The organism is Chryseobacterium defluvii, assembly GCF_014204415.1.
Taxonomy (GTDB): domain Bacteria; phylum Bacteroidota; class Bacteroidia; order Flavobacteriales; family Weeksellaceae; genus Chryseobacterium; species Chryseobacterium defluvii_A.
Window position 1 is genome coordinate 1,300,114 of record NZ_JACHLE010000001.1, and the last position, 12,733, is coordinate 1,312,846.

The window sequence follows — 12,733 nt, forward strand, 5'->3', positions numbered from 1 at the left end:
TACAAGAAAAAGTTATGCTTTTTTATAAAAATGAATGATTAAATAAGTGTGTAATTCATTGATTTTCAACGAATATTTATTTTCCACCTCTATATGATGAGAAAAATTTATTCCTGTATGCTTTAAAGGACTTTTCTAGCCAATATATTCAGAAATTATCTCAACAATATATTTATAATATATCTTTTCATCGTTAAGAAGCTCAAATAAATGTTCCATCTTTTTCTCCTGAAGATAATGGTTAAAATCCTTCTCTAAATATTTATTGAAAAATGACAATCAATAAATCACACTGGTTTACAAAACATTAAACAGATAAAACCGTTTCCTTTTCTATGATTATTTAACGAAAATTCGCTTCAGGTGTACTTAATAAAGAGATGCAAAAATTTATTGAAGGGTTGGAATAAGGCCGAAAAAAGCCTCGTTTAAGAATTTTATTTTAATTCTTTTCGCAGAATTTTCACCATTTCATCCAATGAAACGGCATCATGAATTGCATTGGCCACCGGATAAACATATCCCCGGGAAGTTGGAATCTGTTTGAATTTGATCCCTCTTTCTGAACTTTTCCCATCTTTATATAAAAGGAGCTCTTCGTTGAATACTTCTATAAGTCTTTCTTTTTTAAAAATGTAGAATTTTTCAACTGTGCCGATCAGGAAAAATTTACAGTTGTCATTTTTCAGAATTCCGGAATCTATATACGTACCATTGAAGGCATTTGATTTTTCCTGATATTCAATATATACATTTCCGTACTTAGCGATAAGGGTATCGTTCTTTATTTCTATACCTAATGCGTTCTCACCCAGATTGTACTGTCCTTCGGGGGTAAGATATGGCCCCAGATCCAGGCTGTAATACCCCTGAAGTAGGGCTGCAATATGATTTTCAAACAGGAATGAGTCCTGCAGTTTTTCTTTATAATAATCAGTTTTGGCCCGGTCGCTCCATAAGCTTACTTTAGGCTGATAAGCTGTTCCGAACTTTTCTTTAAAAGAATTGTATTGGTCTTTATTTTGGGTGAGCCAGTCTTCTATTTTTTCTTTTTGCGGACAGTTGCTGCCCACCCAATTATTATAGGATTCAATGATCTTATCGGTGAGCTCAAATGCCGGATAATGGTCGATGGTCACTTTATCCATCGGCTTATTATCCAGCAAAATCTCATTGTAACAAAAGATCAGGAGATATTCCTGAAAATCCTGACCATTCGTAAAGATCTTAAAGTCCACAATGATGAAAACTAAGGTTGATCAGGAACGAAACCATTAGCTACAAGCCAATCTGTTCCGGCAGGTAAAATTCTGAACCCGCCATCAACCTCTTCTGCAAGGCCTAACTTTACGAATGTCTTATGCGATTTTAAATTCCTGACGATCTGAGTATATTTTTCATCGTTTCTGTTTAACAAGGGTGCCAGATCCTGTCTGTCCAGGGTAAACTGACTGCTTATTTCATCTATTAAATCGGAAGTACTGATGTATCCTGTAGGTGAATTCAGCATTGCGATCAATGCAGGTACGATAAGCTGATTCTCTGATAATGCCATAGTGATTGGTTTTTAAGTTTAATTTAGTTTTTAGTTTTTTTGAATACCTCATCCAGTTCTATCCAATTTTCATTGAGTTTCCCCGGAATGTATTCATAGCCGAAAGATAGTTCTTTTTCCGGTGATTTATTATATTCTTCATTAAAAAAGTAATACCATTTGTTATTTTCCAGAACAATCAGGCCTCCGACATAGTTTCCGCCTTTAGCATTTAACTCTTTCAGCTTTGCTGCCAGCCCTTCTGCTCTTCCCTCAGTATCTCTGGCTGTAAAACCGCTTTTCGTATCAAAAATGCCTATTCTGCCGTCTTTGAATTTCAGGATCCAGTCCGGGTAAAATAAGGCTTCTTCTCTTGAAGAGGTGTTAAAGTATTTCAGGGAGTAAAACTCCTTACCTGCGTTTCCGTTTTTAAACCACCATTCGAGAGAATCTTTCTGATGTTCCAGATAGTTTATAAACTTTAGTTCATTTTCTCTTCCTGCATAGTTTTTTCTGAGATAAAAAGGCTGAATAACACTCAGTTCAGAAGCTCCTTCCTCCTCTTTCAATCTGCTGAAGTCATCTGTAAAACCATATTCATCACTGATCCGGAACAAAGGGGCTTCCCTGCTTTCCAACTCAGCTTTCCTGCTTTTCAGGAATTCGGTTTTTATGGGGTAATATTCCTTTAATGCCTTTGTAATGGCTGACCGGAAAATACTTGCCTGTTCTTTATGGATATCATGGATGAATATCCTGTAAAAGCTGTTGCTGTCTAAATCTATATTTCTTTTGAGCCATACCCTCAATGCTGATTTTAAAGGCGACCATGAACGGGAAACGTTTGAAACCTTCGCTTCCACATCCGTCTGCTCCGAAAGAAGCCTGAAACACCAGAAATTGAAAAGTTTTTCCACATCATTTCCGGACATTTCATACTCTTCATCTTTTCCCTGTTTTGCAAATTCCAGATTGAGCCTGTCATAGTCTGAAAACTCCGCGTCTACGATGAGTTTATTGATTAATTTTGGATTCAGGTCGATTCCTTTTGCCTCAATCTTTGGTCTTGTTAAAGCCATATGCTCATTCGCTTCAATCCCGAAAAAAGCATCAAAGGACTTCAGGAAGCTCATCTGAAACCGAATCGCATTTCCCAGATCTCCATAATCAGCCCTTGAAACAAAATCCGAATACAGATTTTCAACATCCGAGCTGCCTTCTTTCTTTTTTGAGATGTAAAGAAGAGGCTTATTCTTTGAAGACTGATCCGGGATGCTTACCTCATTACGTTTATAATTGGTAAAAAGATACCCTGTTCTTAATAAAAGGGAATCTTTATAATCATCCTTATGAATCGGTTCGGGCATTCTTAAAATCCTCCCGATGGTCTGGGTAAAAAAGGTCGGTGAATTGATCTCTCTGTACATGACCAGTACATGTGCTCTGGGGCAATCCCAACCGGTTCCGGCCGCCTGTTTGAAAAGCATAAAATCCACATCGCTGTCATTGTGCGTCACAAAATCCATATTTTCCTGCTTCCCGTCAAACCACAGGGCTACTTTTCTTTCTACATCAATATTTTTCTTTCTGAGGTAATCCAATACCAATTCTTCTTTGGTTTTTTGGCCCGCATCTTTCAGCTTGCTGTCATCATTGGGTAACTGGATCAAAACCAAAGGATTTATTTTTTTATCCAGTTTTGAATATTCGTTCTCAAGCTCAGCTTTTTTCCCGATGGCCAGGTCGATCAGCAATTCGTCCAGGTCTTTATTCTTAAACTGATGCAGGTCTTCATCGGTCTGCACCACTATTTTATCCTTGATCAACCCTTCGTTTACCGCCTCATTACGGGATACACTTACATAACCGGCTTTTCCCTCCTCTATTTCATCCATATTCGGGATGTATGTAGGCGTTGCGGAAACATGCAGAATGACTTTGGGATCTATAACATCTACCACGCTTTTTTGTGCAAGCCCGGATAAATGGGTATGGCTCTCGTCCACTACCAGAATGATCTCCCTACCCTCCTTTTTTGTATTCTCAATAATATCTTCAAAGTAATAGCCCTCTTCTTTATAAAAATAGTCCTCTTCCGGCCTTCTGAGTACCCTGTTTTCCGCAGCCTTGGAAACCAGTTTCTGCCAGTTGACAAAAAGCACATCATTCTTACACAGTTTTCCCTGTTTGAAATCATCTACCGTAAGAAGATTGTTTTCAAGGGTGGTATTGAAATATTCCCTGAATTTATTTTTGCTCTGCATGGCGAGCGTATCACTGAAGGTGATCCAGATAACAGCTTTATTATAGTCCCAGTCAGGCAACCCGTTCAAACCGTGAATAAAATGGGAAACCATATAGGTTTTACCGCTTCCTGTAGGGGATTTGAAAACGAGGGCACGCTGATTATCTTCCTGCTGCCAGAGTTTCAGAAAACCGGCAGTTAATTTTTCAACAGCTTCTTTCTGGAATTGCAAAGGATTGAATCGGCTCATATACTGGTAATATTATAGATTTTTTTATATACCTCTAAAATAGGCTGAGGAATGATTTTGATAGTGACATGAGACCAATGTTCAAACGCTTCTTCCAACTCGCTCCTGTTGCCCCAACTGAAAAGGTATAATGAAACAGGCTTCTTCAGCCTTTCAATGGTTTCCATAAGCTTTTCCATCTCATCCAGCTCTTCTCTGAAGTAAACTGCAGTATATTTTTCCTGTCCTTCAAAAAGCTGGTAAAAACCGGTCTGCTCCATCTCTTCCAGAGTGTTTTCAGCAATGGCAAGCAGATATCCTGCTTTTAAAGCTAACAAAGACTTATCTTCATCGTTGACCGATAAAATATTGTGACTCCCCACAAAATCTGTTTTGTAATATTTCAGGGAGCTTCCAAAACCTTTTACCTTATTTTCTTTTTTAATGATTCCTGAAATAACAAATTTATCTTTTCTGACCTCTTGCTTAATGCTGTCATACCTTTTTTCAAATTCTCCGGAGGTGTATTCCTGAATGGCTTCCAGAATGGCTGTATTGTCTTTCAGGCTGGCCACATTCAATGGAAGTTCAAACAGAATCTCTTTCTGGTTTTTGGTCTGCTGATAGCCGTTTATTACATTGGACAACCTGGGGTAAGTAACTTCTTCAGCAATATTATTTTCGTTATTGGTACACAGGATCACCTGCCTATGGCCACCATCGATACTGTTTTGTTCCATCACGGCCTGACCTGTGGAACCGCTTCCGGCGAAGAAGTCAAGGATTTTCGCATTTTTATTCAATGTTCCTATGCTCAGGACAAATTTCAGAAAATCAACCGGTTTTTTCCCGTTCCTGAAAACGATCCCACCTTCATAACCAACATTATTGAATGCCTCCTCAAAATCCAGGAAATTAGGATACGGAACTTCTTTGGTATCGGATTTATTGAGCGGAACTCCCTGAAAATAATCTCCGTTTAATTTGGTGGTACTTGTAGGTGATAAAAAGTACCTGTGCGGCTGCTCATCACTTCCCATATCGGGAACTTTGTACAAAATGTTCAGTTTGTCTTTTTCTTTGTCCAGATGAGCCATATAAAAGCGTCCTGAACTGTTTCCTTCTTTAATAGATCCCCGGATATTTATTTTTTTCAATCCTGAAATGGATGGTTCATGCTTATGAATTCTGTATTGTCCTTCTTCAAAAACCTGAACAAGCTTGTTTCCCATCTGAACTTCCTTCGGATCATCGATCAGCTCTTCAACATAATATACATAATCTGCCAGTGAGGTATTATCCTGAAGCCTTTTAATGGTCTTATATTTGGGAGACTTCCTGTACATTAAAAGCTGCTCCGTAGTCTCATGAAAGTCTTTATCCCCTTTTAAGATCCTGTCCTCATGCCTCACTTTTACGGTGAATGAGGAGAGATAATTCAGAGGGGAAAATATTTTGTCACACAAAAGCTTTAATTGTGAGTATTCATCTTCGTTAATGGAAATGAAAATAACTCCTGTCTCTTTTAAAAGACTTGCGGCCAGCTCCAGTCTTTTGCTCATGAATGAGAGCCAGTAGCTGTGCCTCAGCGGATGATCTTTAGGCACATCTGTTCCGTCCGGGAATTTTTCAAGGATCCTTTTATCTTTATACCTGAAGCCATCCGAACCTGTATTATAAGGCGGATCGATGTAAATAAGGTCAATATTTTCTTTGTGGGTATAATTTAAGCACGTTAAAGCATGGTAATTGTCTCCCTCTATCAGGATATGGGTAGGTTTGCCGTCTTCATTTTTAATGGCTTTTTCCGACACCTCGGTAAGGACCGGCAACCGGTTTTCCGCATCATTCTCAAATGCTTCAGGAACATCCATCCAGACAATACCGTATCTGCCGGTTTTAATTCTGTTATTGGCTATTTCAAGCTGCCTTTTCAGATCTTCTATTTCCTGTAACAATTCTATTTCTCTGCACATATCTATTTCTTGTCGTTTTACCTCAACTTAATTATTGCGGGGATAAATTTAGGGTTTTTGGGGGATGAAAGGAAATGTTTGGAAATGATTATTGAATGTTTTTTCAACAACTATTCTGCTTACTTGTCTCCAGAAGTAAAGTTAAGAAAGCATCTGTTCGGGGCTGTTCAGATGAGGGCTTCTGACGGGAAATTAAAATGGCTTTTTAATACTGCAGATTTGATGTTTTAAACATTATTTTTGTAAAATATTAGACACTGAAATATCAAATAGATGAGCAATACATTTTCTGATAACAACCAGATTGGAGTGGTTTGCACTTTTTATGATCTTGTCAACACTCATTTTCAAGAAATTGTGAATGCTCTCTGTTGGCACAGAAAGTTAGATGGAGATTTTAAAGAAATTGTGCTTAAGCTTCAATTAAAAGAGAACATTACAGAGGTTTCCTCTAAAGACCTTTTAGAGCTAAAACTATCCGAAAAAGGGAATATTGCCCGGGAAATTATCTTAAATGATTTACAACTATTAACCGATTTCGGAGCATCTCCTTCTCTTAACTTGCTAAAATGCTATGACCGAGATGATGAATTCGATTTCATTTCAACAGATGTCTATTCTTACCATGTAGATCGTTCACCCATTGGTACTGATACTTTTTTATGTACTTACTACGGTACTGCGAGTGATATTATTTCCAATGATCAGGTTATACAAAAGATTTTAATTCCTGAAATCCGGCAAAAACTCAAAGAATTACACAATGGTCCGGATGAGGAATTTGAATCATTCTTGAAGGAAAATTACTTTGATCTTCATTACCATCCTAAACCTAATGCAAAACCTGTTAACTTAGGATTGGGGCATCTTTGGAGATTGGCGGTGGATCATCCGGAGCAAAAAGTTTTACCTTGTGTACATCGAGCTCCGATGGAAAAAGAAGATGAATATAGATTGTTGTTGATTTGCTAATACTTGATCGTCGTTTTTATTAAGCTCATCATGAGTATTATAAAATTACAAAGAGAGATTAAAAAGTGACCAAAAAAGTCACTTTTTTAATTATTACTTGCCGATACAAAACTTAGAAAAAATATTTCCCAACACTTCATCATTCGTAACTTCCCCGGATATTTCTCCCAAATATTCTAAGGCGTTACGCAGCTCATATGCCAATAATTCTGTAGAAATCTGAAAAGTAATAGCTTCCTTTACTTTATGTACGGCATCCAAAGATTTTCGCAATGCTTCAAAATGGCGCTGGTTGGTAATCACCACATTATTTTCTTCGGATTTCAATTGCTCCACATAGGAAGACAATTCATTTTTAAGATCCTGGATATTTTGGTTTTCAACAGCTGAGATCTTAATGAAATCAAAGGCATTAGAAATTTGCTTTCGGAAGATGTCTTCCATCGTTTCATATTTCGTAGGAATGACCTCGTCAATTTTTGTAGCACAGAGGATCAGTTTTAAATCAGGCCTTAACAAAGATTTGATCATTTCAATATCCTCTGAAAGGTCTTCTGTGCCTGCATCTGCCAGATAAACCAGGATATTAGCATTTTCAACTTTTTCTTTGGCTTTTTTTACTCCGATAGCTTCAATTTCATCCGTCGTTTCACGTAGTCCGGCTGTATCGATCAGGCGGAAAGCATGGCCTTTGATATGTAAAACTTCCTCAATCGTATCTCTGGTGGTTCCAGCAATATTACTTACAATTGCCCTTTCTTCTTTCAGCAGAGCATTCAAAAGTGTGGATTTTCCGGCGTTCGGTTTCCCGATGATGGCAACGGCTGTTCCGTTTTTGATGGCATTTCCGTATTGGAAACTCTCGATCAGGGAATTTAATTTTAATTCGATCTTATTTAACAGCTGGGTTAAAGCAGTTCTGTCCGCAAATTCAACATCTTCCTCGGCAAAATCAAGTTCCAGCTCTACGAGAGAAACAAAATTCAGCAGATCGGTCCTCAATAAGGATATTTCATTGGTAATTCCGCCTTTCAGCTGATTAATGGCTACTTTTCTGGATGCTTCATTTTCGGAGGCGATCACATCAGCAATGGCTTCTGCCTGGGAAAGATCGATCCGTCCATTGATGAACGCACGAAGAGTAAATTCTCCTGCTTTGGCCATTCTTGCTCCGTTTTTGATCAGCGTTTCAAGGATGCGTTTCCCGATGTGCGGCGAACCGTGAAAAGCAATCTCCACTGAATTTTCAGTAGTGAAACTTTTCGGAGCCAGGAAAATGGAGAGCATAACCTCATCAATCGCCTCTTGTCCATCCATGAAATAGCCGTAATGAACGGTATGGGATTTTTGCTTTTCCAGGTTTTTTGCCGGAAAACTTTTCTGAACAACGGGTAAAGCCTCATTTCCGGAGACTCTGATAATTCCCAGCGCTCCTATTCCATTGGCCGTAGCCAGTGCACAAATGGTATCATGATTCATGAAGCAAATTTACGGTTTTTAATGGTAATTTTTGAAGTGACCTATAATACAGATTGTCTATTATATTGTTTTGGAATTCAATTGGGCTATTGAAATTTTTAAGTTTTAAAGGCTATGATTATTCCGGAGCTTTATCATTCCGCAGGAATTCAGACTCTGTAATTATTATTTAAAAGTTTAGATTCCTTCGGAATGACAAAAATAGCGCTACAGTCTGGAATTTTAACGTACAGGGAATATCTGTAAAAATAAAATCATCCCGGAATGAGATGATTTTATCGCTTTTGAATTACTAAGTATATATATGAAGATATGAATGATGTCTTATTTGTTGTTACAAAGATACATCCGCCCATTCTCCGATACCTCAGGATAATCCCTAAAATTATATCCGTAAAAATACGGTTGCGTATATAAAAAACTCTGTACCGAAACATACAGAGTTTTCAAAATTTATCTGAACAATTAATATTTATATTGGTTCTTCAACCATTAAGACCATTGAATAACTAAGTATTATCATCATGATTATCAACTACATATCAATCTATTAAATTCTTAACTGCTTACCTTAAGTCTTAATGGTTCAATTCAAAATGGGCTTACCAATTGCATGAACCATTCCTTAACCTCTCCTTCGAGATAAGGTCCGATCTTTTCTTCACAGGTTTTATGATAGCTGTTCAGCCATTCAATTTCTTCTCTGGAAAGAATATCTTTTACAATAGTGTCTTTAAAGAACGGACAGAAAGTAAGGGTCTCAAATTCATAGAAGGTTCCGAATGCCGTTTTTTCCGCTTCTTTTACCGCAATAAGGTTTTCATGGCGGATCCCATATGAGCCCTCCACATAGTATCCCGGTTCATTGGAACATACCATTCCCGGCAGCAGCTCCTGAGGATTCATATCTTTCCTGATATTCTGCGGGCCTTCATGAACATTCATAAAACTTCCCACTCCATGCCCGGTCCCGTGGTTGTAATCTTTTCCATCCATCCACAACGGAAGCCTTGCAATGGCATCCAGGTGAACACCTTTGGTCCCTTTCGGGAATTTCACCATCGATAAGCGGATCATTCCCTGAAGCACCAACGTTGAGTTTCTTTTAAACTCATCAGACACGGCTCCCAAAGCCAATGTTCTTGTAATATCCGTAGTTCCTTCAAGGTACTGTCCTCCTGAATCCACTAAAATACTTCCGTCATTCGTAACCTCTTTACTTCCTTCACTCTTTGCCGAATAGTGGATCACCGCACCGTTATCTTTATACCCGATGATGCTGTTGAAGCTCTCCCCTACAAAATTCTCTCCCTGCTCACGGAAGCTTCTCAGTTTTTCCCCGATGGAATATTCGCTCATGGTTTCTTTTCCGGCGTTATGGGTAAGCCAATACAGGAATTTCACCATCGCAACGCCATCTCTTACCATCACTTTTCTGAACCCTTCCAATTCGGTTTTATTTTTCTGAGCTTTCATCAGGTTTCCTGGAACAGCTGCTTTGATAAACTGGTTGTTTGCTTTTAAAGCTTCAAAAACAGACTGATTGCTGTTCGGAGAAACCAATACGTTTTCATTACTGAATGCTTTCAGATGGTTGTAAAATTCTTCATAAGGCATCATTTTCACGAAGGAATCATCCATCTGTTTCCTTGCATCCACTTGCAGTTTTTCAAGGCCTGTGAACAGGATCGCATCATTTTTTGTGATGATGATATACCCTAAAAATACAGGATTGCTCTCCACATCGCTTCCTCTAAGGTTTAACGTCCATGCCACATCATCCAGGCTTGAGATAATATGGACCGTAGCTTCCTGATCTTCCATTTTCTGGCGGATGGCAGCAATTTTATCGGTTACTGATTTTCCCGCTCTTTCCACAGGATGTACGAATATCGGATTCTTTGACGGGATCCCCCTTTCTTTCCATATCTCTTTCAGAAGGGGAAGATCCACCAATGTAATATTTTTTGAATTTAATTTTTGAGAAAGCAGCTCCCAGTTCGCATGAGAAGTTGCCAAAGCGTTGACTGCCACTTTTCCTCCGTCGGGGATCTCAGAAATAATCCAGTCGATATAATGAGGCGTACCTTCTATACCTTCTTTGAAAAGATCGATTCCAGAACCATCCAGTTCGGCAACAGCCTGGGTAAAATACCTTCCGTCTGTCCAGAGCCCTGCTTTATCTTTAGTGACCACCACAAAACCGGCAGAACCTAAAAATCCTGACAACCAGGCCCTCTCCTGCCATTCTTCCGGCAAATATTCACTCATATGCGGATCTGCGGAGTATACTATAAATGCATCAACATTATTTTTCTGCATTTCTTCACGAAGTGCAGCTACTTTTTCCTTTGAAGTCATTTTTTAATTTTTAAAAACCGAAAGTTACAAAAAATTTGAGGTTCAAATCCAAACCAATATTTAAATGATAAATTTTTAACCTGTGAAGCAAAAATGAAAATTTTTAATGATAAAAAACTACAATTAGTATTAAAAATATAATGTTTTGGAAAGATTATTGCTATATTTCATCATATGGAAAAGCAGAATTATAAAAACCACAGAAAGTATTATCCGCCTCATCATTTCATATACCTTCCGTTACTGTTCTTACTGGGGCTTTTAGGAATTTATAATATTTGGAGTGATACTGAGAACAGACTCATATGGATATTATTTTCTGTTCTTATTTTTCTGATTTTCTACCTGGCTGTCATGGTCAGGCAGCATTATGCTTTGGGCATTCAGAACAGGATCATACGGCTGGAATTTAAGCAACGGTATTTTGAGATCTTTAATCAAAGGTCTGATGAAATAGCCGAAAAGCTAAGATTTGACCAGCTTGCTGCGTTGAGGTTTGCCCATGATGACGAATTTAAAGAGCTTCTGTATAAAGCCCTTCATGAGAATATATCGGGAGAAGAGATCAAAAGGTCCGTTAAAAACTGGAGGCCGGATGATCACAGAGTTTAAAATACTAATCACCAAAATATAAATATCATGAAAAAAATAAGCTTATATAGCATTGCTATACTCAGTTTTCTGCTGCTGACAAGCTGTGAAGCGGTAGAAACAATTTTTGAAGCCGGCATGTGGTGGGGAATTCTTTTGGTATGTGCCGTTGTAGTGATTGTTTTCCTCATCTTTTCGAAGGGTAGAAACTCTTAACCATACCTTATGGAGAAGAACACAGAACCGGATATAATTTCCCGCCTCAGGCCTTCAAAAATTATCAGAATCATGAAAGATCCGGAGGCTTCCGCAAAAGCAGTACATCTTAATATATACTAGCGATTCGGAGACCGCCGGTATTATCCGGAAGAAGGCAGGAAAAAAATACTCCTATTTCAGGGATGGGAAAATGATCAAAGATAGAGATGAAATATCCAGGATCAATAATCTGGTCATCCCTCCCGCATGGGAGAATGTATGGATATGCGCTCTGGAAAACGGCCATCTTCAGGCAACCGGGCTGGATACAAAAAATAGAAAGCAATACCGCTATCATCCGTTATGGAATGCTTTAAGAAATCACACCAAGTTTTACCGGATGCTTCAATTTGGGTATGCACTGCCTCAAATGCGCCTGCAGATTGAAAAAGACCTGGCGTTAAAAAATTTTGAAAAAAGAAAGATCCTCGCTCTTATTGTCAGCCTCATGCAGCGTACCAACATCCGCATCGGGAACAATGCTTATGAGAAATTATACGGTTCTTTCGGACTAACTACCCTAAAAGGCAGGCATGTCAAAATCAACGGACAAAAAATCACCTTTTCATTTAAAGGCAAGAAAGGCGTTATGCATCATGTTGATATAAAAAGCAAAAGGCTGTCAAGGCTTATTCAAAAATGTAAGGATATCCCCGGAAAGGAGCTTTTTCAATATTATGATGATGAAGGCAGCCTTCATTCAATAGATTCCGGAATGGTGAATGAGTATATCAGGGAGATCAGCGGGGAAGATTTTACAGCCAAAGATTTCAGGACATGGTCCGGAACGGTAAGTGCGCTGATCGCATTTAAGGAGATCGGATACGCAGAAAACAATACAGAGTATAAAAAGAAAGTCAAAGAAGCTTTGGATATTGTAGCCGCCCATCTTGGCAATACAACTGCTGTCTGCAGAAAATATTATGTTCATCCTTTGATGATCGATCTTTACGAGAATAATACGATCAGAAAATATCTGGATGAGTTGGAATGCATGGAGACAAACGATGATAAAGCCGATCTGACACGGGAAGAAAAACTGGTACTCAAAATATTGGAAAACGAGAAAATGTAAGAAATGAAGAGTC

At 38.4% G+C, this 12,733-nt stretch carries 10 protein-coding genes; 4 read left to right on the top strand and 6 right to left on the bottom strand.

Annotated features, from left to right (window positions below; translation table 11 throughout):
* Positions 1–437: 437 nt before the first annotated feature.
* From HNP38_RS05845 to HNP38_RS05860, 4 genes are read right to left on the bottom strand one after another with little or no spacing between them, the layout of a single operon-like run.
* Complete coding sequence (locus tag HNP38_RS05845; protein ID WP_184185849.1) at positions 438–1,238, bottom strand: hypothetical protein; 801 nt, start codon at positions 1,236–1,238, stop codon at positions 438–440.
* A gap of 11 nt (positions 1,239–1,249) precedes the next feature.
* Positions 1,250–1,555: a hypothetical protein gene (locus tag HNP38_RS05850; protein ID WP_184185852.1), complete on the bottom strand. Its 306-nt coding sequence runs from the start codon at positions 1,553–1,555 to the stop codon at positions 1,250–1,252.
* A 23-nt stretch (positions 1,556–1,578) separates the two neighbouring features.
* Entirely contained in the window at positions 1,579–4,029 is a 2,451-nt protein-coding gene (locus HNP38_RS05855) for a DEAD/DEAH box helicase (RefSeq protein WP_184185855.1), read from the bottom strand.
* On the bottom strand, positions 4,026–5,984 hold the full coding sequence (locus tag HNP38_RS05860) for a site-specific DNA-methyltransferase (protein WP_184185858.1): 1,959 nt from the start codon (positions 5,982–5,984) through the stop codon (positions 4,026–4,028). The genes HNP38_RS05855 and HNP38_RS05860 overlap by 4 nt, the downstream gene beginning before the upstream one ends.
* A 273-nt stretch (positions 5,985–6,257) precedes the next feature.
* Here HNP38_RS05860 and HNP38_RS05865 point away from each other — a divergent pair, with 273 nt between their 5' ends.
* The gene (locus HNP38_RS05865; protein ID WP_184185861.1) at positions 6,258–6,956 is read left to right on the top strand and encodes a DUF1826 domain-containing protein; all 699 of its coding nucleotides are present in this window, start codon (positions 6,258–6,260) and stop codon (positions 6,954–6,956) included.
* Positions 6,957–7,049: 93 nt separating this feature from the next.
* Here HNP38_RS05865 and mnmE read toward each other — a convergent pair whose 3' ends face one another.
* Positions 7,050–8,435 carry a tRNA uridine-5-carboxymethylaminomethyl(34) synthesis GTPase MnmE gene (mnmE, locus tag HNP38_RS05870; RefSeq protein ID WP_184185864.1) on the bottom strand — a complete coding sequence of 462 codons (1,386 nt, stop codon included), beginning with the start codon at positions 8,433–8,435 and terminating at the stop codon, positions 7,050–7,052.
* A gap of 591 nt (positions 8,436–9,026) precedes the next feature.
* Positions 9,027–10,796 (bottom strand): aminopeptidase P family protein, encoded by a 1,770-nt coding sequence (locus tag HNP38_RS05875; RefSeq protein ID WP_184185867.1) that lies wholly within the window; start codon positions 10,794–10,796, stop codon positions 9,027–9,029.
* A 174-nt stretch (positions 10,797–10,970) separates the two neighbouring features.
* Between HNP38_RS05875 and HNP38_RS05880 the strand changes: the two genes are divergently transcribed.
* The 3 genes from HNP38_RS05880 to HNP38_RS05890 all read left to right on the top strand — a co-directional run bounded on the left by HNP38_RS05880 (position 10,971) and on the right by HNP38_RS05890 (position 12,720).
* On the top strand, positions 10,971–11,408 hold the full coding sequence (locus HNP38_RS05880; RefSeq protein ID WP_184185870.1) for a DUF6526 family protein: 438 nt from the start codon (positions 10,971–10,973) through the stop codon (positions 11,406–11,408).
* A 27-nt stretch (positions 11,409–11,435) separates the two neighbouring features.
* A complete protein-coding gene (locus HNP38_RS05885) occupies positions 11,436–11,603 on the top strand; it encodes a phosphatidate cytidylyltransferase (RefSeq protein ID WP_184185873.1) in 168 nt (55 codons plus the stop codon).
* Positions 11,604–11,796: 193 nt separating this feature from the next.
* Positions 11,797–12,720, top strand: coding sequence for a DNA topoisomerase IB (locus tag HNP38_RS05890; protein ID WP_228460963.1), 924 nt, complete (start codon positions 11,797–11,799; stop codon positions 12,718–12,720).
* Positions 12,721–12,733 lie beyond the last annotated feature (13 nt).

What these genes read in the sequence shown, in the direction of transcription:
- HNP38_RS05880 (WP_184185870.1), top strand. Translation starts at nt 10,971, where the DNA reads ATGGAAAAGCAGAATTATAAAAACCACAGAAAGTATTATCCGCCTCAT.
- HNP38_RS05850 (WP_184185852.1), bottom strand. Translation starts at nt 1,555, where the DNA reads ATGGCATTATCAGAGAATCAGCTTATCGTACCTGCATTGATCGCAATG.
- mnmE (WP_184185864.1), bottom strand. Translation starts at nt 8,435, where the DNA reads ATGAATCATGATACCATTTGTGCACTGGCTACGGCCAATGGAATAGGA.
- HNP38_RS05855 (WP_184185855.1), bottom strand. Translation starts at nt 4,029, where the DNA reads ATGAGCCGATTCAATCCTTTGCAATTCCAGAAAGAAGCTGTTGAAAAA.
- HNP38_RS05885 (WP_184185873.1), top strand. Translation starts at nt 11,436, where the DNA reads ATGAAAAAAATAAGCTTATATAGCATTGCTATACTCAGTTTTCTGCTG.
- HNP38_RS05865 (WP_184185861.1), top strand. Translation starts at nt 6,258, where the DNA reads ATGAGCAATACATTTTCTGATAACAACCAGATTGGAGTGGTTTGCACT.
- HNP38_RS05875 (WP_184185867.1), bottom strand. Translation starts at nt 10,796, where the DNA reads ATGACTTCAAAGGAAAAAGTAGCTGCACTTCGTGAAGAAATGCAGAAA.
- HNP38_RS05860 (WP_184185858.1), bottom strand. Translation starts at nt 5,984, where the DNA reads ATGTGCAGAGAAATAGAATTGTTACAGGAAATAGAAGATCTGAAAAGG.
- HNP38_RS05890 (WP_228460963.1), top strand. Translation starts at nt 11,797, where the DNA reads ATGATCAAAGATAGAGATGAAATATCCAGGATCAATAATCTGGTCATC.